The following is a 21,230-nucleotide window of genomic DNA, read 5'->3' on the forward strand; positions in this document are numbered from 1 at the left end:
CGTTGTGATAATTAATTATCTTTTTGTACGTCCGGTTTTGCTGTTCTTAGCATCTTGTGCTACACGGAAACCGATCCATCCGTAACCTTTCATTTGGTTTTTGAATCTTCTTTGTCCCGGATCTAGCCAGTAAGCTGAATCCAACCAAGAACCTCCTTTTACCACTCTACTATAATCATTGATCTGAGAAGTAGCTTTGGTCTTTTCTTTCTGTAAAACCACGTTTCCGTTTTGATTGACAACGAATTTTGGTTTCACTGAGTTGTACATGTTGAATTCTGTACTATCGCTTGGTGGCGTTCCTCCAGCATCCAATGAAGATTGGTAATCACCATCTCTGTAGTTTCTGTTATCCTCTACCACTTTTTTCTCGAACTCCCCAGGAAGACCTTTGTAAACCAAACGGCCATCTGCAAGCGTGTCATATTTGATATCTACGTTACCTACTTTTTTGTAAGTTCCATCTGCATTTTTCACAGACTGCACAACCACATTACCTCTGAAATAGTTGAAATCACTGAATTCCTCATCGATCATTGGTCTGTAGATATCGGCAACCCATTCTGCAACGTTACCATACATTCCGTAGATCCCTAGATCATTGGAAGGATATTGCTTAACATCCGCAGTTGTAGGTGATCCATCATTTTTCCAACCAGCAACCCCAGAGTAATCGCCTCGTCCCATTTTGAAGTTTTCAAGGTACATTCCTCTGTTTCTTCCTTTGGTGCCTTTGATTTTATCTAGCTGAGTATTTTTACCCAAGTAATTGTTGTACTCTCTTTCCTTTTGAAGGCCAAGTGCTGCAAATTCCCACTCCACCTCTGTTGGAAGTCTGAATTTTTCTACGATTCCTGAAGCTGCATTTCTATTAGCAGCCGCAATTCTTTCGTTTGCAGTTTTGATACCACTTCTTTTTTGAAGTTTTTCTTTGTCAACATAAGCGTCCAGTTCTGCATCATTGGATTTGAACTTGTCCATGTTGAAAGTAGAACCTGCTGTTGCAGCTTTATCTCCGGAATAGATATCTTTTGAAATCACCCCTTGCTTCATAAGCGCTCTTTCGTTTGCTCTCTCTGTCAACCAGTCACAGTATTTTGTGGCTTGCAACCAGGATACACCTACTACCGGATAGTAGTCGTACTCTGGAGATCTGAAATAAGTCTCTGCATAATCGTTACGAGAAAGCTTGTTGTTCCAAACCAATGTATCTGGCAAAGAGCCTGTGTAGATATGTTTGAAGCTAGGATCAGAAGAAGGGAACACAAACTTGAGCCAAGTTGTATATTCTCTATATTCAGAATTGGTAATTTCTGTATCACCTATGAAGAATGAACTAACCTGCATTCTTCTTGGCGTGTTATTCCAATCATGCATTACGTTGTCCTCTACCAATCCCATGGTAAAAGTACCTCCTTCCACATAAACCATTCCTGGCCATCCTTTTTGCTTTTGTTGCTTACCAGAAAAGAACCACCCGTCTTTTTCGTTTGGCTTCCAACCGGTCTTACTTACAAAACCTTTTGTACCACCACCTTTTTTCGAGTTTCCTCCTCCACAACTTACCAAAAACATTGTCGTGCTTAGAGTAATTATAGAAAACAGCCTGATTTTTTTCATAATAGATATAGAAATTTTCAAAGTACAAAGAAAAAATAAATTCTTTGATTAATCAAATATTGTTTGTCTTTTTTTGATAAAACGCAATTAAATTAATTTTATTATATACCATTTTTTTAAAAAAATCGTTTATTTTGTAATCTTAATTAAAATAACGTTGATGAAATTCAAAATTTATATTTTAGCTCTTTGTATTTTCTCTATATTCGGACATGCTCAAAAGATAAATCTTACTTGGGACGGCTACAAAGAAATGGATTACGGCACTGAAAAATTCACCTATCCATTCTTTAGCAATTATAATTATCAGGTAGATGCAAGCACTATTTTTGCAAATCTAACCATCAAAACAAATAACCAGGTAAAACTGGAACAGTTTGTTTGGGAAGAACTGCCAGCAAAGGATATAAAAGACCTGAAGATCAACTCTCTTTCTGGATCCCCAAGAAGTAGCATCAATTATTTCTTTAGCGAAACTGAAAATGCGGAAAGTGCCAATATCAGCGTTGAGACCATAAAATCTGAGAACGGTAAGATCTACAAATTGGTTTCCTTTACCATCAGCCAGACCAACAAAAAGACAAGCGACCTTTACAGAAACAACAACAAATTCGGGACTTCTGAAAATCCTTTGAAATCCGGAACTTTTTATAAAATAAAAGTTGATAAGTCGGGAATCTTCAAGATCACAAAACAATTTTTACAACAAAACGGGATCAACGTTGCGAGTATCAACCCGAAAAATTTCCGAATCTATGGTAATGGCGGATTGATGCTTCCTGAGGTAAATCAGGATACACGCTACGATGCATTGCAACAAGATGCGATACAAGTGATCGGCGAGGAAGATGGCGTTTGGAATGACAACGACTATGCATTGTTCTACGCACAAGGGCCAAATGGCTACAATATCTTCGATTTCTCCAATGGAAATGGAAACAAAAAGACAGACTACAGAACAGACAGACCTCAAAATGTGGTGAATATCTATGACGACTTTTCTTATTATTTTATAAATTTTGATATTGGTGAAGGTCTGCGAGTACAGTCACTTGATAGCAATCTACCTTCGGAATTGATCACGCGATATGACGAATATCAAGTCATTAATGAAGAAAAATTCAATCTTGTAAAACTTGGAAGAAACTGGACGGGAGACGCTATTCCTAATAACAAAGAGATTGTTTTCAACACAAAAAGTCCAATAAGAGGGGATGACCCTATCAAATTCAGGACGAGGGTCATTCCTTTCAATGCACAGTCTGGAAAATTTACGACGACTTTCAATGGCGATGTACAATCGACTTCTATCGCTAGTAATGCGGAAAGCTACCTTAGTAACATTGTTCACGCCAAGACCTTGTTCAACCAAAGTGGTACGACTTTAAAGTTCAATTACACGACAGACATCAGTGGCAATCCAAATGCTTCCTTTTATTTTGATTATGCAGAGGTGCAGTACAAAGAAGACCTTAGCTTCAACAATACCCAAATGAACTTTAGAAACTTTGACATTTCGGAAGGTTCTGGCGAATTGTATGGATTCTCTATTGCCAATGCCTCAGGCATCGATCAAGTTTGGGATGTGTCGGATGTTACCACGCCTAAAAAGATCATCAACAAAAATGGTCAGAATACAGTTTTTAATTTTGGATACACTGCCAATAGCACCAATTTTAACAACGAGTTTACAGCCTTTAAAAACAGCTCTGCCTACGACCCTACCTTTGTTGGTAGAATAGACAATCAGGATCTTTCATCTTTGAGTGGTGTAGATTATCTGATCATCACTCAGCCAGCTATGATAGGTCAGGCTCAAAGATTGGCAACTTATCATCAATCAAAAAATGGTTACAATGTGCAGGTTGTAGATGTCAACAAGATCTACAATGAGTTCAGTAGCGGTAGCAAAGATATTACGGCAATCAGGGATTTTGTGACTAAACTAAATACACCAGCTGGTTCTCTTAAATATGTCCTGTTATTAGGCGATACTTCCTATGACTTCAAAAACAGGATCGCAAACAACACTGATATCATTCCAAGTTACCAGAGTGAGAATAGTGCAGATGTAAAAGGGTCGTACGTTACAGATGATTATTTTGTAATGACAAAAACCCAAACCACCAATGAGATCTATCAGATCCTACCAGACCTACCAATCGGTAGATTACCTGCTGACAATGTACAGGAAGCAAAAGTTCTGATTGATAAAACCTTGGCTTACTACAATGCATTGCCAGGACAATCCAGTCCTTTCGGCGAATGGAGAATGAAATTGGACTTCGTTGCAGATGACGATTTTGAAGGCAGCGGACCAAGAATGGCAAACGGACAAGATGTTCTACCACCTTTCCACCATCTTGTGGATTATACCATTAAGCAGAATTTCGAAGTCAATACAGATAAACCAGAATACAATATCAAGAAGTTATATTTGGATGCATATCCTGCGGTAACTGGTGCTGGTGGACAAAGATTTCCACAGATCAATCAGGCCATTACGAATGATATGGGCAACAGTCTTTATCTATTCTACTTCGGCCATGGTGGTATCAATGGTTGGGCACAAGAAAGAGTCCTGAGCTCGACAGAAGTACAAGGCTTCAACAATTTCACATCGGTTTACAGTAGATTCCCATTGGTGTCCACTATCACATGTGAGTTTACCCTTTGGGATGAACCAAATACCAATTCTGTTGGTGAGCAGCTGATGAAACATACGACTGGTGGTGCAGCAACGATGATCACATCTAGCCGTGCGATTTCTGTAGATTATGGTAGAAAATTCACTTTGCTTTTTACAGATAATGTTTTCAAATTGGATGCTGATGACTTCCAGAATCTAGGCGATACACATCTGCGTGCAAAGAGAATATACAACAGCATGTACAATTCCAGCAGTTCGGCCATCGATCACCTTAGAGTTAATTTCTTGGGAGATCCTGCGATGAAGCTGAGCAGACCAAAAAGATTGTTAAAAATCGATAATATAGAGCCTGCTGGAAAGATCAGAGCTTTGGATTTTGTGAAGATCACAGGACGTGTTGTGAAAGCTGACGGAACAACAACTGATGATACCTTCAATGGTCGTGTGGCAATCAATATCTTTGATAAAAAAATAACCAAAACAACACTTAATAACGACAACGTACCGGAACTCAATGCTAAAATGACCTTCACTGAAGAACCAAGTGCGATTGTAAAAGCATCAGGAACTGTGGTCAAAGGACTTTACACAGTGGAATTCTATGTACCAAAAGACATCAATTATGAAGTGGGGAATGGAAGGATCCTAGCCTACGCTGATAACAAAAGTTTTGACGTTTTCACCAATCAGGTACAATCCGTGGGAGACATCAATCCAGAAGGTATCAATGATAATGAAGCGCCTGGTGTCAACTTATATATGAATAATACCAACTTCGCAAACGGCGGTATCACGGATCAGAATCCAATGTTGTTGGCTTGCGTTAAAGATAATTTTGGGATCAATTCCACAGGTGCAGGGATCGGGCATGACATCACTTTTGTTTTGGATGGAGACATTATCAACACCACTTCTGTGAACGATTACTTCTCTTCCGGAGATGGTAACGGTTGTAGTTTTACAGATCTTAAGGACTATCAGAAAGGCTCTGTCACTTTCCCTCTGAAAAGTCTGACTCCGGGCGAACATCAATTGGTCTTTAAAGTTTGGGATATCAACAATAATTCGACATCATCCACGTTAAACTTTGTAGTAAAAGACGAATCCGAGAAAAAACTGACAGTCAACAGACTTCTCAACTGGCCAAATCCTTTTACCAACAAAACCTATGTTCAATTCGAGCATAACTGTGATGATATTTTGGATGTCAACGTTCAGATCTACACCATCACTGGAAAAATTGTAAGAACATTGTCAACCAGTATCACGGCAGAACCTTTCCTACAAGGCTTCAGAACACCAAGACAAGCTATCGAATGGGACGGGAAAGATGATTTTGGTGACACAGTAGCAAAAGGTACATATATTTTTAAGATATTTGCACGCAGCCAAAATCAGGAGAAATGTTCTGGAAGCGCAACAGCAGTTGAAAAAATGGTTTTATTAAAATAACAAGCACATAATATATCGGTAAACTTTACCTTAAAAGAACAAAAATGAATTTAACAAAAAGATTATTTTTAGGATTAGGCATTGGCGCAAGTGCCCTTGCTTTTTCTCAAAACATTCAGCCGGTGCTTACCGGTGCTCCGTTCCTGAGGATCTCTCCAGATGCTAGATCAGGTGGTATGGGAGATCAGGGTGTGGTGACATCTACAGATGTTTTCTCTCAATTCTGGAACGCTGCGAAATATCCTTTCGCGAAGGTGTCTTCTGGATTTGGGGTCAATTATACACCTTACATGAGTAAATTGACGAGTGATGTCTTCTTACTTTACGGTTCTTACTACACTTTCTTGGGAGATGATGAGCGTTCTACTTTGAGTGCCAGTATCTACTACTTCAATATGGGAGACGTGGATTTGACAGATTTCGTAGGGAACGAGGTGATCCAAGGTGGTACTGCAAAACCGAATGAATTCTCCATCGACGTTGCTTATGGTTTGAAATTGACAGACAACTACTCCATGGCCGTGACTGGTAGATTCATCAGATCGGACATTGGTGGTGGTTTCAACTCCAACAGTACTTTGAAGCCTGCTAATACTTTTGCAGTAGATGTTTCCGGTTACTATATGTCTCCAAAACACGAGAGCATCAGTGGCTACGAAGGTAGAGTGAAAGCTGGTTGGGCTGTACAAAACTTAGGTCCAAGATTGGATTACACAGGTGATGAGGAATCCAGATCTTACCTTCCTACAATGGCAAGATTAGGTCTAGGTTATGACCTATTGATCGATGACCAAAACCGTTTTAGTTTAAGTGGTGAGGCTTCCAAAATTTTGGTTCCTGGACCAGATGAGACGACAGGCGATGTACCAAATGTTGGTGTGATCGAAGGAATCGGTAAATCTTTTGGAAACAAAAAAAGTATCATGTTCAGTGGAGCAGCAGAATATTCTTATGACGAGACTTTCGCCTTGAGAGCTGGTTATTTCACAGAAGCGCCAGAGCAAGGAGCTAGACAATACGCAACTGTTGGTGTTGGTTTCAAATATGCTTCTTTTGGGTTGGATCTTTCTTACCTGATCAATACTTCCAAGATCAACTCTGCTTTGGATAATACCTTGAGATTTGGCTTGACGTGGAACATCGGTAGCGAAACTTATAACGCACAGGATTATTAATCAAAATTGATCTTATAATCCTTTCAAATAAATTTTGCCAGAGCTTTTTGCTTTGGCATTTTTTTTATTAATTATTTTAAAATTTTCATCAAACTTAATATATTGTACTTTTTACATGGTACAATTTCCCTGATACTTTCTGTAAATTTGCAAATATGAACTACAGTTCCGAACTCAAAAAATTTCTCACCAGCCAATACATCTATTCCGGAGCAAGGATCGCTTTGGCAATAGTGATTCCAAGCATTATCTTGGCGCAGTTTGGTTTGCTTAAGGAATACTTTCTCTTCCCGCTCGGAACCAGTTTTGTAGGATTGACGGATCAGCAAGGTCCATTTATACGTAGAAGAAATACATTAATACTTTCCATTTTTTCTTTCTTTCTCATTGCACTTTTAGCAAGTTTGGTGAAGGAGTTTCCGATTGCCGTGTATCTGGAGATCATCATTTTCGGATTTTTCTTTTCGATGATCGGCGTTTACGGTCTGAGACTCGCCACCTTCGGATCCATTGCGCTTGTAGTTCTGAGTATCTTTATTGATGGACATTTGACTGGTGAGGACATTCTCAAAAGCACCTTCATCTTTTTCCTGGGATGCGTGTGGTTTTTTGTGATTTTTATGATTGTCTCCAAGCTCCAGCCTTACAAGTTGGCAAGTCAGGTCGTAGGGGAAAATTACCTGGAATTAGCAGATTATCTTAGAATTAAAGCTAAATATTACACGAAAAATCCTGATTTCAACGAGTTATTGAATCAACTGATCACTCAACAGATCAAGATCAAAAACCATCAGGAAGACACGCGAGAGATTGTTTTCAAAACCAGACAGATTGTGAACGAATCTACTACGCAAAGTAGAATTCTAATGTTGATGTTCCTCAATTCCTTCGATCTGTTTGATAAGCTCTTGACTTCCGAAAACGACTACAAAAGGATGACGCAGGTTTTTGGAGACACAACGCTGTTTCACAAGATCCATGATTATCTTTTGGCGATGGCAGATGAGATCACCAACCTAGGAATTTCACTTCAAAGCGGTTTGACATTTAGACAAATTACTAATTTTGATAATGAGCTGAAGAAGATCTACGACGATTTCTTCGACCATAGATCACAAAGATTTTCATCAGAAACCTTGGAAGATTTCATGATGATGCGTCAGGTTTTGATGAGAATCACAGAGATCACAGATGAGGTGAAAACCATTATGACGGTACATTCTCAAGATAAAAAACTCGCCAAAAGTTTATCTTCCGGATTGGATTATTCTAAGTTTTTACCGAAAGAGGAAAAGATGAATTTGAAAGTTCTATTTTCTAATTTCTCACTTAATTCTGGACATTTCCGTCACGCAATAAGAGTGACGATTGCGTTATTGATCGGTTACATCGTCTCAAGATTTGAGATCCTTGGAATTGGGCATTCGTATTGGATTTTGATAACAATTATTGCGATTCTTAAACCCGCTTATTCCACCACCAAACACAGGAATCTTCTCCGATTGTTTGGAACCATTGCCGGCGGAGTGATTGCTTATATTATTTTATATTTTGTCAAAGATCCAGGCGCTATTTTGGTCATTCTTTTATTAAGTATGATCTTGTGTTTCAGTTTATTGAAGTCAAAATATTTCTGGGCAGTTTTATTTATGACAATCTACATTTTCTTGTCTTTCAATTTCTTAAGACCTGGAAACGTGAATGTTATTTTTAAAGATAGAATTCTGGATACTTTAATTGGTGGTGCAGTGACTTTTCTGGTAGCCTACTTTATCTTGCCAGTTTGGGAGCATACGCAGAATTTGGATCTGATGAAAAAATCGTCCAAAAGCAATCTCGATTATTTCCGATTGATCATGGATCATTTTATGAAAAAAGAACTGCATGATCAGGATTTCAGGATAAGCAGAAAAAATGCGATCATCGATCTGGCGAATCTCTCCGACAACTTTCAAAGGATGATATCAGATCCAAAAAATCAGCAAAGAAAATTGGAAACGGTCCACCAGTTCGTCACAACAACGCATTTGATTACCGCTTACACCGCATCATTATCGCAATATGCAAAGTCTGGCCATGAGTTTCCGGAAATCGATTTTCAAAATTGGAAGATCAAGATCTCTGCAGAGTTGTTGCGCACTTCTTCCCTACTCTTCCAGCAAGATCTGGATGAACAGACGAGAACGGAAAGTCACATCAAGCCGGAAGATCAGGTTTTTGACCTATTGGAAAAACGAAAAGCGGAATTGGAAAACCAAGCGATTTCAAATGAGCGAACGTTTACTGTCAGCCATTTGACCGAGATCAAGAACATCAGAGAACTTTTGGCACTGATTTACGACGTTGCGAAAGACCAAAGAAAGATCATCGAGGAATATCGCATCTATCAATCCACAACTGCGAAACAGTAATTATCAAAGAAATTGATTCTTGCTTTGAAGAAATCTTCATTCTGATCATCATAAACTCTGCATTTTACAGACAGTTCTTCTTTTAGATTGAACGGCAATACATCGTAATGCTTTTTCAAAGACCAATGTTTGCTGTGATGGATCTTGTAAAGCGCTTCTTTCACGCACCAGATTGCCGTCAGGAAATCCACTTCCTCTGCGTCATCGATGAAATTATTTTCGTGAAGGATAAATTTGTGTCGGATATTTTTGATCTTCTCTTTTCGCTTTTCGATATCGATACCGATCTTGTTTTTTGAGATCGCCAAACCTGCCAGCGGAAAAGAATGACTCACAGAGATCTGAAGATCATTGGGGAAAAGGTAAGGTTCGCCATCTTCTTTGTAAAGGATCTTGTGATTGGGAAGCACAGATTTCAGCATTTTTCTCACCATCAGAACCTCAGCGATCTTGTTCGGATGATAGTTCAGGATCTTGTTTTGATTTTCTGGTTCCAGCAAGATCTCAGGGTCCAACTCTTCATCCTTATCAAATTCCCAAATGAGAATGGTGGCAACATCGTCGGAAAGATCTTTGTAAAGTGGCATTGGAAATTATTGTTTTGCTAATTTAATAAAAACAAAATGATCACCAAAAATAAACCAACAATGCGCTCAACTTAAAAATTCCTTAAATTTTTATATTTAAGATGTTGTTAACAATTAAGCAAGTAAATTTGCAGTATCAAAATGAGAAATGGTATTATATATTTACTGATGTGCATTTTTCTACTGTTTACGGTAGAGAACAAGCAATCTCTTGATTTCCAGCCAGATTTCGGAAGTCAGAATATCTCATCTCAATTTTTTTCATTTGCAAAAAAGCATCGCTCCACTCATTCTTTGGAGAGAACCTCTTTGCAGCAGATCAATGATTCTTTGGATTCTCCGGAAGAATTTGATCTTGGTCTTTCAAATGCCTTCAATGCCATTGCTGTTCTAACTGTTTTTGGCCTAGGTTACCTTTTACATCTGTATTTCAAACGTAATAAACAGAAATTCCACGAGCCGGAAACAATTATCTATTCGATAAGAAGGTTCATTCTGCTGCGTTCTATCCGTATTTAAACATCACGTTTTCAAAGACCTTATTACCCTTATTCCAAAGTGGTAACATTCCTTGTTGTCTTTGAGATTTCCCGTATTCAACATTTCACTGAATTTGATGGTCTTATGATCATTGATTCAACATTCAATTAAAAAAATAAAACTTATCAAAAATGAAAAGAGTCACATTTTCTGTTGCTCTCAGCGCCTTGCTGATTATCTTTAGCTGTAAAGACAAAAAAGAAGAAAAAGAAGAAAAGGTCGTGTATCCAACTACCACAGCGGTAAAAATGGATACGGTCATCACCAAAGAATTCGTTTCCCAGATCAGATCGGAAAAGAACATCGAAATCAGAGCCCAGGAAAAAGGCTTTCTGGAAAAAATATATGTGGATGAAGGTCAGCACGTACAGGCCGGACAAGTCTTGTTCAAAATTATGCCTCAACTTTATCAGGCTGATGTTTTAAAGGCTAAAGCAGAAGTGGCACAGGCCGAGATCGAGTTACAGAATTCCAGCACGCTAGCCAACAGCAATGTCGTTTCCATCAACGAAAAAAGAATGGCGAAAGCAAAACTGGATGCTGCAAAAGCTGAATTGAATCTTGCTCAGACGCACCTATCATTCACCACCATCAGAGCGCCATTTTCCGGGATCATCAACCGTCTTCCACTCAAATTAGGAAGTCTTGTAGATGAAGGTGATTTACTCACAAGCCTTTCCGACAACGGTGGGATCTACGCTTATTTCAATGTTTCGGAGCCAGAATATATCAATTACCAAACACACTCTGCTGAACGTGGCAACAACCAAGTTTCCCTGCTAATGGCCAATGGCGAAGCGTTCCCAGACAAAGGTATCATCCAAACCATTGAAGGTGAATTTGATAATGAAACTGGAAACATCGCTTTCCGAGCCAAATTCCCAAATCCAAATCAGTTATTGAGAAATGGCGAAACGGGAAAGGTACAGATGACAATGCCGTTGAAGAATGCGCTCATCATTCCACAAAAAGCAACCTACGAAATTCAAGATCAGATCTATGTTTTCGTGGTGGATAAGAACGGAAAAGTAAGTTCCAAAAACGTGAAGGTGGCTTACAATCTTCCAGATCTTTATGTGATCTCCGAAGGTCTTAATGAAAACGATAAGTTCCTGTTGGAAGGTGTCCAAAAAGTGAAGGACGACCAGAAAGTGGAAACCAAATTCCAAGATCCAAAGAAAGTCTTGAACTCTCTGAAATTACAGGCAAACTAAGATAAAAATGATAAATGATGATTGATAAATGATTCCGACTCCTGGTCTAAAATCTTTTTCGTCTATCATCTATTGTCTAAAAAAATAATTTTTTATGTTTAAGAAATTCATTCGCAGACCAGTTCTGTCTATCGTGATCTCTTTGATCATCGTATTTTTAGGGATTTTATCTTTGGTAAAATTGCCTGTTACCCAGTTTCCATCGATCTCACCGCCGAAAGTCAACATCACGGCAGAATATCCTGGAGCCAACAACGAATTGCTCATCAAATCCGTCGTTATTCCTCTGGAACGTGGACTCAATGGCGTTCCCGGAATGAAATATATGACTTCCGATGCAGGTAACGATGGCGAGGCTTCCATCCAGGTCGTGTTCGATCTGGGAACCGACCCGAATGTTGCAGCAGTCAATGTTCAGAATCGTGTTTCATCGGTTGTCAATAAGCTTCCGCCATTGGTCGTGCGTGAAGGTGTGAAGATCACCCGTGAGGAACCGAATATGCTAATATACATCAACCTTTACAGTGACGACCCAAAAGCTGATCAGAAATTCCTGTTCAATTATGCCGATATCAATGTGATGTCCGAACTCAGAAGGGTGAATGGTGTTGGTAATGCCGATATCCTGGGAACCAGAGAATATGCGATGCGTATTTGGCTGAAACCTGATCGAATGACAGCCTACGACATTTCGGCTGACGAGGTGATGGAAGCTTTGAATGCGCAAAGTTTGGAAGCATCGCCCGGAAAAACAGGTGAAAGTTCCGGAAAACGCTCTCAGTCATTTGAATATATCCTGAAATATCCAGGCCGTTTCAACAATGAGAAAGATTATGGGAACATCATCCTGAAAGCCAAAACCGATGGCGAATTTGTAAGGCTGAAAGATGTAGCTGATGTAGAATTTGGCTCATCGATGTATGATATCTACTCTACTCTAAACGGAAAACCTTCTGCAGCAATTACATTGAAGCAATCTTACGGTTCTAACGCAAGCGATGTTATCAAAAATGTCAAATCATTAATGGCGGATCTTCAGAAAACAAGCTTCCCAAAAGGAATGCATTATGAGATCAGTTATGACGTTTCCCGCTTCTTGGACGCATCCATCGAAAAGGTAATTCACACTTTATTTGAAGCGTTTATTCTAGTGGCAATCGTGGTTTTCCTATTCTTGGGAGATTGGCGTTCTACGTTAATACCGACGATTGCGGTTCCGGTTTCATTGGTAGGAACATTCGCCATTATGTCCGCTTTCGGAATCACATTAAATTTAATTTCACTATTTGCCTTGGTAATGGCAATTGGAATCGTGGTCGATGATGCAATTGTCGTCATAGAAGCCGTCCACGCCAAGATGGAAGAAAAGCATCTCTCGCCGCTCAAGGCAACGGAAGAAGCCATGCACGAGATCAGCGGGGCAATTATTGCAATCACTTTGGTAATGGCTTCGGTGTTCATTCCGGTAGCATTTATGTCTGGTCCGGTTGGGGTTTTCTATCGCCAATTTTCCATTACAATGGTTTCCTCAATCATTTTATCAGGCGTTGTGGCTTTAACTTTAACACCAGCTTTATGTGCTTTGATCCTCAAAAACAACCACGGCAAAGAGAAAAAGAAAACGCCGATCACCAGATTTTTGGATGGTTTTAATAACATCTTTACTGTTGGAGCAACCAAATATCACGGTTTGCTTAATAAAGTGGTGACCCGAAAAATGGTGACACTTCCACTACTCGTTCTTTTCTGCATCGGAACTTTCTTTTTGAGTAACAAATTACCAACAGGATTTATCCCAAGTGAAGATCAGGGAATGATCTATGCCATCATCCAAACGCCTCCTGGATTCACGCTCGAAAGAACCAATCAGATCGCATTGCAATTGCAGAAAGCTTCCGAAGATATTGATGGGGTTTCGTCTGTTTCATCTTTGGCTGGTTATGAGATCTTGACCGAAGGAACTGGATCCAACTCCGGAACGTGTCTGATCAATTTGAAAAGTTGGGACGAGAGAAAAGAATCTTCTACCGAGATCATCGAGCAATTGGAACAAAAAGCAAAAGAAATTCCCGGAGCAAATATCGAGTTCTTCCAACCGCCGTCAATCCCAGGTTATGGTGCTGCAGGTGGTTTTGAACTGAGACTTTTGGACAAAGCCGGAAGTGGTGATTATCACAAAATGGAAGAAGTAAGCAACGATTTTGTCAAGGAATTGAAAAAACGTCCGGAACTAGGTTCTGCATTCAGTTTCTACTCCGCGAGTTTCCCTCAATATATGTTGAAAATCGACAATGATCTGGCCGAACAAAAAGGCGTAACGATTGAAAAAGCAATGGACAATCTATCAACTTTGATCGGTTCCAATTACGAAACAAGTTTTATCCGATTCGACAGACCTTACAAAGTGATCGTCCAAGCAAGTCCGGAATATCGCGCAATGCCAACAGACATCCTGAAACTCTATGTGAAAAACGACAAAGACGAGATGGTTCCCTACTCCGATTTTATGCATCTGGAAAAAGTTTATGGACTGTCAGAGATCACGAGACATAATATGTACAACTCTTCCGAGGTCAGCGGAACGCCAGCGCCAGGCTACAGTTCTGGAGATGCAATCAAAGCTATCCAGGAAGTGGCGGACAAAACGTTGCCAAGAGGTTTCGGTATCGATTGGGCGGGAATTTCCAAAGATGAAGTTTCCAGAGGGAATGAAGCGATCTATATTTTCTTAGTTTGTCTGGGATTTGTTTATCTGATCCTTTCCGCACAATACGAGAGTTTCATTTTGCCTTTGCCAATCATTTTGTCGTTGCCAACGGGGATTTTCGGCGCATTTTTATGCTTAAGTCTTTTCGGATTGGAGAACAATATCTACGCACAAGTTGCGATGGTGATGCTCATTGGATTACTTGGAAAGAACGCCGTTTTGATCGTAGAATTTGCGGTTCAGAAGAAAGCGGAAGAAGGACTTTCGACCAAAGAAGCCGCGTTGCAGGGAGCATCTTTGAGATTCCGTCCGATTTTGATGACATCATTCGCATTCATTGCCGGATTGATTCCTTTGGCTTTGGCAACTGGACCTGGCGCCGTTGGAAACAGAACGATTGGAACAGCTGCAGCTGGCGGAATGTTGATCGGAACTATTTTCGGATTGATGATCATCCCAGGATTATACTACATTTTCGCCAACATTGCTGCGAAGTCCAAACTGACCTATTACGAAGAAGAAAATCCTTTAACAGAACAAACCGAACCTTACCAACACGATGGAAAATTTGAAGACCAATAAAAATATAATCGCCACTGCATTTATTTCATTAATGTTAATTGGATGCAAAGCACCGATGGCAACCAAAATTCAGGATCAGGTGAAAAAAACGATTCCTCAGAATTTTGATGACCAAGATATAGCCGAAAACAATTCCGGGATAACACCTTGGAAACAGTTTTTCACAGATTCGAATCTCGTCAATCTAATTGATGAAGCTCTGAAAAACAATCAGGAATTGATGATCACATTGCAGGAAATAGAAATCGCAAAAAGCGACGTGATGTACAAAAACGGAAAACTGAGTCCAACGCTTGCCGCAAAATTAGGCGCTGGCGTAAGCAAAGCCGGAAGATACACTTCTGAAGGTGCCGGCGACGCGACGACCGAAATAGAACCTGGAAGAGAAATGCCGGAGCCATTAGGAAACTTCGAAGGTGGATTGATGGCGAATTGGGAAGTCGATATTTGGGGCAAACTCAGAACTGAGAAAAAAGCGGCTGTTGCGCATTATCTTTCAACCGTTGAAGGCAAGAATTTCGTGCTGTCAAGTTTGATTTCCGAGGTGGCTGACAATTATTATGAGTTATTGTCGCTTGATAATCAGCTCGATATCATTCATCAATATATGGAATTGCAGAAAAAAGCATTGGACGTGGCGAAAATTCAAAAGCAAGCGATGGCAGCAACCGAATTGGCCGTGAAGAAATTCGAGGCTGAGTTGGCAAAATCCAGCGCGACCGAATACGACCTCAAACAACAAATCACAGAAAAGGAAAATTCAATCAATGCTTTATTGGGCCGTTATCCGCAACAAATTGTAAGAACGAAGGAAAGTTTTATGTCCATCGTTCCGCAAACGGTTTACACGGGAATTCCGTCCCAGTTGTTGGCCAATCGTCCCGATATCAAGCAAGCCGAGCTGGAATTGGAAGCGGCAAAACTGGACGTGGATGCAGCGAGAAAAGAATTTTATCCGAGTCTGGAAATCAATGCGACACTTGGTCTGGAAGCTTTCAATCCGACCTATTTGGCGAAGTTGCCGGAATCTATTGCATTCAACTTGGTTGGCGAATTGGCTGGTCCGCTTATTAACAAAACGGCGATTCAATCCAGATTCAAAACCGCGGATGCTAAACAAATCCAGGCTTTGTATGAATATGACAAAACCATTTTGAGTGCTTACATCGATGTGGCCAATCAAATGTCGAAAATCAAAAACCTTGATAAATACTATGAATTGAAAGCGCAGGAATCAAAAGCGTTGGATGACGGAATCGGCATTGCGAACCAATTGTTCCGAAATTCCCGAGCCGATTATCTCGAGGTTTTGATGAATCAACGTGACGCGTTGGACGCCAAAATGGAACTCATCGAAGCTAAAGAAAGACAATTGAGTTCAGTTGTCAATATTTACAAAAGCTTGGGTGGCGGCTGGAAGTAAACCGCTGATGGCTATTTGCTAATTGCATCTAGCTTTGAGTCTAACATCTAAATTACACTATTTTTTACTTGAAATGCTTTCGGAATTTTCCGGGAGCATTTTTTTATCAATTAAAAATAACAAATAAAATATACCGATTGGTATTTAAAATTATATATATTTGCAAAGTCAATTCAACTTCAAAATGTCAAAAGCAGAGAAAACCAGACAGTTCATCATCGAAAGTACAGCAGAACTTTTCAACAAGAAAGGTTATGCTGGAACGTCTCTGGCCGATATTTCCGAAAAAACGGGATTGACGAAAGGAAGCATCTACGGAAACTTTGTGAACAAAGATGAAGTGGCCAAAGAAGTTTTCCGCTACAATGCAAAACGCCTGTCGTCTGCTATAGAAAATCAATTGAGTGCGACAATGACGACGCGTGAAAAGCTCATCGCATTTTTGGATTATTACAGAAATTCCTGGGAGCATAATTTTTCCCGCGGCGGTTGCCCAATGATGAATACAGCGATAGAATCTGACGATACAATGCCTTTTTTGAAGACCGAGGTCGCCACGAGTTTTGTAAATTGGTCCACCAAAATCACTGGAATTCTAGAAGATGGAAAAACCAAAAACGAAATTATAAATTCTATCAACGCTTCAGAATATGCTTATTTGTTCATAATGTTGATAGAAGGTGGCATTCTGCTTTCAAAAACGACCAACAGTCCAAACCACCTATATCAGGCGCTAGACAGAATCATCAAAATCATCGACACCGAATTAATCAAATAAAATTTTTTATCACAAAATATACCGATTGGTATTTTAAAACCAAATTATGAAAGCATTTATCACAAAAAATTACAGCAAGACAGACAAATTGGAACTTACCGAAGTTCCCAAACCAAGCATCAAAGTAAACCAGGTTCTGGTAGAGATTCACTCAGCAAGTGTCAATCAACTCGACAGCAAACTCAAAAGTGGCGAATTTAAAATGATGTTGCCTTACAAATTACCTTTGATTCTTGGACACGACGTTGCAGGAATCGTCATCGAAGTGGGTTCAAAAGTCAAAAACCTAAAAATCGGCGACGAAGTTTTCTCCCGTGTTCCCGACTTCCAAATTGGCGCATTTGCAGAATACATCGCGATAGATGAAGATTTTGTGGCTCCAAAACCAAAGAACATTTCGATGGAAGAAGCCGCTTCTATTCCACTCGTTGGCTTGACGGTTTGGCAGGCGTTCATTGAAAAAGCAAATCTTAGGAAAGGTCAGAAAGTCTTTATCCAAGCTGGCTCAGGTGGCGTTGGGACTTTTGCGATTCAGCTGGCGAAACATTTGGGTGCCTTCGTAGCGACCACAACCAGTGAGAAAAATATTGAATTCGTGAAACAATTGGGAGCAGATTTGGTCATCGATTATAAAACTCAGGACTTCGAAAATATCCTGAAAGATTACGATTTGGTTCTCAACAGCCAAGACCAGAAAACATTGGAAAAGTCCATTAGAATATTGAAACCTGGCGGAAAGGTCATTTCCATCTCAGGGCCGCCGGATGTAGATTTTGCAAAGACAATCGGACTGAATTTCCTTTTTAGAACGGTGATGTTCCTATTGAGTTTCAAAACCAAAAAACTAGCGAAAAAGCAAAACGTAGATTACGCATTCCTCTTTATGCAAGCCAATGGAAAGCAACTCACAGAAATCTCAAAACTCACAGAATCCGGAATCATCAAACCAACCATCGACAAAATATTTCCTTTCGAACAGACCAATGACGCAATGAATTACGTGGAAAGCGGACGAGCAAAAGGAAAAGTCGTCATCAAAATAAAATAACAAATCCATTATGAACACAAGCAACAACACCATCCTCATCACCGGCGGAAGCGCAGGAATCGGTTTCGAAATCGCAAAATTACTTAGCGAAAAAGGAAACAATGTCATCATCACCGGAAGAAATGAAGAACGCCTCCACCAAGCGGCGTCCAGACTTACAAACGTCAAAACCATCGTTTCAGACGCTTCAAAAGCAGACGATGTCGAAAAATTGGTCACTCAAATCAAGCAGGAATTTCCCCAACTCAATATCGTCATCAACAACGCTGGACAGGCTTTTGTGTTTGACATCACAGCAGAAAACGCCGGCGGATTCGAAAAAGCAGAAGCCGAAATGCTGACCAATTATCTCTCCGTCATCCGTCTCAACGAGAAACTTTTACCATTATTGAAAACTCAGGACAACGCTGCGATTGTCAACGTTTCCTCCATCACAGCCTACGTTCCGAGCGGTTTGGCAACCTATTCCGCGAGCAAGGCCGCACTCCATTCTTACACCCAGGCGTTGCGTTTTGCATTGGAAAAAGACACATCCATCAAAGTTTTCGAACTCGTACCGCCATTGGTCGACACCGAGTTTTCTGCACCAATTGGCGGAAAAACAGGAATATCTCCCACTATGGTTGCCGAAGAATTGATTACAGCTCTGGAAACTGACAACTTCGAAATCCGCGTCGGGCAGACCGAAGACATCTACCAACTATCATTAGCCGCTCCAGCAGAGGCTTTCAAAGTGATGAATCAAACCAGAATCCAGGAAGTTTTGTAAATCATTGTAATTTGGGCAGCTTTTCCGCCTTCCACTCCCGCTATTTTTGCCAAAGCTTTTACCAGCACCAAAAAATGAGCTCCGTTCAAGTCGGGCTGCAGATTGAAGTATAGAACAAGTTTTGTCAAAAAAATTGGGAATTACCTTTCACAAGGAACATCCAATCAATTTAAAAACTGAAATTAGAAAATCAAATGCCTAAATTTGCGGATTCTTATTCCTTACATAATAGTTCAGGAACAGAAATAATGGCAGAAACCTGAGAATATTCTTTTCTCTAAGTTAATCTGCCGACAAAATATTTAAAATTTAAAAATCAGATAAATGAAACGAGTTGTAATCACCGGAATGGGAGCCGTAACACCTTTGGGAAATGACGTCGAAACCTTTTGGAAAAACAGTTTGGCTGGAGAAAGTGGCGCTGCAACCATCACGCACTTCAATCCGGAAAAATTCAAAGTTCAGTTCGCTGCGGAGGTCAAAAACTTCACGCCCGAAAAATATCTGGACAGAAACGAAATCAAACGAAGCGACCTTTTCACACAGTTCGGCATCTATGCCGCAGCCGAAGCAATGGAAGATTCCGGTTTGGACCTTGCAACAATCGACCCTTTTGATATTGGTGTGATTTGGGGAACAGGACAAGGCGGAATGCAAACCTTTGAAGATGATGTGGTCGCCTTTGCTACAGGCAATGGAACACCCAGATTCAGTCCGTTCTTTGTCCCGAAACTGATTGCCAATATGGCTTCTGGAATGATATCGATGAAATATGGACTTCGCGGAATCAATTACACAACAGTTTCCGCTTGTGCTACTGCAAATACAGCGTTTATGGATGCTTTCAATTACATCCGTTGGGGAAAAGCAAAAGTCATCGTTAGCGGTGGTTCGGAAGCTCCGATCACGCAAGCTTCTGTCGGCGGATTTTCATCAATGAAAGCAATGTCGACCAGAAATGAAGACCCAAAGGCAGCAAGCCGACCTTATGATGTAGAACGTGACGGTTTCATAATGGGAGAAGGCGCAGGCGCATTGATTCTCGAGGAATATGAACACGCCAAAGCAAGAGGTGCAAAAATCTATGCAGAACTGATTGGTGCTGCAATGACCGCCGACGCGTATCATATGACCGCGCCACATCCGGAAGGAATCGGAGCAGCAAAATCTATGGAATTGGCTCTTGAAGACGCCAACATCACTTCCGACCAAGTTGATTATCTGAATCCACACGCTACTTCTACACCACTTGGTGACTTGGCGGAACTGAACGCCGTTACCAAAGTTTTCAAAGGAAGTTCGAACCTGAACATCAGCGCCACCAAATCTATGACAGGCCATTTGTTGGGAGCAGCTGGCGCGGTTGAAGCCATCTTATGTATCAAAGCGATTCAAAACAGCATCATTCCGCCGACCATCAATATTTCAAATCTTGATGAGAATATTCCGGAAGGCATCAATATCGTGACTGAGCCGAAGCAAAAGGAAATCAATATCGCGATGAGCAATGCTTTCGGTTTTGGAGGACACAACTCCACGGTGATTTTTAGGAAGATTTAGACCTTATTTACCAATCAGAAAGACAGCCGGAATTTTATGAAGTTCCGGTTTTTGTTTTTTCCAATCGTTGATGGTCTTGGTTTGGATGAATTCGTTTTCCGGATCATTGATATTCGCAGCGACGCAGAGTTTTGTATTGGGATTCAGGAACTTGGTCAAGTCTTCGAAAAGAGGATTGTTTCGGTAAGGCGTTTCCATAAAGATTTGCGTGAATCCCGTTTTCTCGACCAAACTTTCCAACTGTTGAATTTCCTTTTTCTTCTTATCTTTCTCGATTGCCAAATAACCATTGAATGAAAATTGCTGTCCATTAAATCCGCTTGCAATCAAAGCCAAAACGAAGGAACTTGGTCCGTTGACTGGAATGACCTTTACGTTATTCTTATGAGACCAACCGACGATGATATTTCCCGGATCGCCAATGCAAGGCAAACCAGCTTCTGACAACAATCCGAAATCCACGCCTTCTTTCATCAGTTTTTGCGCTTCTTTCAGATCCGCCGTTTCGGAATATTTGTCAAGGAGAAATAATTTGAGTTCTGGTTGTTTTTTCTCCGGAGCGAAAAACTTAATGACTTTTCTTGCCGTTTTTTCATTTTCCACAAAATAATGGTCGACATTCATAATGATGTCTTTGATCGTTGGGGCGAAATAATCGATTGGAGAATTCTCGGAAAGGTAAGCTGGTAGAAGGTAAAGCATATTTTTTGTTGT

The 21,230-nt window shown here is 40.3% G+C and carries 14 protein-coding genes; 11 read left to right on the forward strand and 3 right to left on the reverse strand.

Annotation, left to right across the window (positions count from 1 at the left end; genetic code table 11):
* Window positions 1-15: 15 nt before the first annotated feature.
* A complete protein-coding gene (gene gldJ, locus BMW39_RS11730) occupies window positions 16-1,620 on the reverse strand; it encodes a gliding motility lipoprotein GldJ (RefSeq protein WP_034975621.1) in 1,605 nt (534 codons plus the stop codon).
* 160 nt (window positions 1,621-1,780) lie between these two features.
* On the opposite strand from gldJ, the gene porU reads away from it, so the two are divergent.
* The 3 genes from porU to BMW39_RS11745 all read left to right on the forward strand — a co-directional run bounded on the left by porU (window position 1,781) and on the right by BMW39_RS11745 (window position 9,308).
* Window positions 1,781-5,722, forward strand: coding sequence for a type IX secretion system sortase PorU (porU, locus tag BMW39_RS11735; protein WP_034975623.1), 3,942 nt, complete (start codon window positions 1,781-1,783; stop codon window positions 5,720-5,722).
* A gap of 44 nt (window positions 5,723-5,766) precedes the next feature.
* Window positions 5,767-6,897 carry a type IX secretion system outer membrane channel protein PorV gene (porV, locus tag BMW39_RS11740; protein ID WP_034975625.1) on the forward strand — a complete coding sequence of 377 codons (1,131 nt, stop codon included), beginning with the start codon at window positions 5,767-5,769 and terminating at the stop codon, window positions 6,895-6,897.
* 155 nt (window positions 6,898-7,052) lie between these two features.
* The gene (locus BMW39_RS11745) at window positions 7,053-9,308 is read left to right on the forward strand and encodes an FUSC family protein (protein WP_034975628.1); all 2,256 of its coding nucleotides are present in this window, start codon (window positions 7,053-7,055) and stop codon (window positions 9,306-9,308) included.
* On the opposite strand, the gene BMW39_RS11750 is transcribed toward BMW39_RS11745, so the two are convergent.
* Window positions 9,284-9,895 carry a 4'-phosphopantetheinyl transferase family protein gene (locus BMW39_RS11750; protein WP_034975631.1) on the reverse strand — a complete coding sequence of 204 codons (612 nt, stop codon included), beginning with the start codon at window positions 9,893-9,895 and terminating at the stop codon, window positions 9,284-9,286. The genes BMW39_RS11745 and BMW39_RS11750 overlap by 25 nt on opposite strands.
* 141 nt (window positions 9,896-10,036) lie before the next feature.
* On the opposite strand from BMW39_RS11750, the gene BMW39_RS11755 reads away from it, so the two are divergent.
* The 8 genes from BMW39_RS11755 to fabF all read left to right on the forward strand — a co-directional run bounded on the left by BMW39_RS11755 (window position 10,037) and on the right by fabF (window position 20,516).
* Window positions 10,037-10,414, forward strand: coding sequence for a hypothetical protein (locus BMW39_RS11755; protein WP_051879918.1), 378 nt, complete (start codon window positions 10,037-10,039; stop codon window positions 10,412-10,414).
* A gap of 152 nt (window positions 10,415-10,566) precedes the next feature.
* Complete coding sequence (locus BMW39_RS11760; protein ID WP_034975634.1) at window positions 10,567-11,649, forward strand: efflux RND transporter periplasmic adaptor subunit; 1,083 nt, start codon at window positions 10,567-10,569, stop codon at window positions 11,647-11,649.
* Window positions 11,650-11,743: 94 nt separating this feature from the next.
* Entirely contained in the window at window positions 11,744-14,938 is a 3,195-nt protein-coding gene (locus BMW39_RS11765; RefSeq protein ID WP_034975636.1) for an efflux RND transporter permease subunit, read from the forward strand.
* On the forward strand, window positions 14,916-16,361 hold the full coding sequence (locus tag BMW39_RS11770) for a TolC family protein (RefSeq protein ID WP_034976171.1): 1,446 nt from the start codon (window positions 14,916-14,918) through the stop codon (window positions 16,359-16,361). Before BMW39_RS11765 ends, BMW39_RS11770 begins: the two co-directional genes overlap by 23 nt.
* Window positions 16,362-16,545: 184 nt before the next feature.
* A complete protein-coding gene (locus BMW39_RS11775) occupies window positions 16,546-17,139 on the forward strand; it encodes a TetR/AcrR family transcriptional regulator (RefSeq protein ID WP_034975638.1) in 594 nt (197 codons plus the stop codon).
* Between the two features lie 46 nt (window positions 17,140-17,185).
* A complete protein-coding gene (locus tag BMW39_RS11780; protein WP_034975640.1) occupies window positions 17,186-18,187 on the forward strand; it encodes an NADP-dependent oxidoreductase in 1,002 nt (333 codons plus the stop codon).
* A 10-nt stretch (window positions 18,188-18,197) separates the two neighbouring features.
* On the forward strand, window positions 18,198-18,956 hold the full coding sequence (locus BMW39_RS11785) for an SDR family oxidoreductase (protein ID WP_034975642.1): 759 nt from the start codon (window positions 18,198-18,200) through the stop codon (window positions 18,954-18,956).
* A 324-nt stretch (window positions 18,957-19,280) separates the two neighbouring features.
* Window positions 19,281-20,516 carry a beta-ketoacyl-ACP synthase II gene (fabF, locus tag BMW39_RS11790; protein WP_034975645.1) on the forward strand — a complete coding sequence of 412 codons (1,236 nt, stop codon included), beginning with the start codon at window positions 19,281-19,283 and terminating at the stop codon, window positions 20,514-20,516.
* A 3-nt stretch (window positions 20,517-20,519) separates the two neighbouring features.
* Here the strand turns inward: fabF and BMW39_RS11795 are convergent, their stop codons facing one another.
* Window positions 20,520-21,218: an SAM-dependent methyltransferase gene (locus BMW39_RS11795; RefSeq protein WP_034975647.1), complete on the reverse strand. Its 699-nt coding sequence runs from the start codon at window positions 21,216-21,218 to the stop codon at window positions 20,520-20,522.
* Window positions 21,219-21,230: the final 12 nt, after the last annotated feature.

Origin of the sequence: Epilithonimonas lactis, assembly GCF_900110605.1 — a bacterium.
GTDB classification, from domain to species: Bacteria; Bacteroidota; Bacteroidia; order Flavobacteriales; family Weeksellaceae; genus Epilithonimonas; species Epilithonimonas lactis.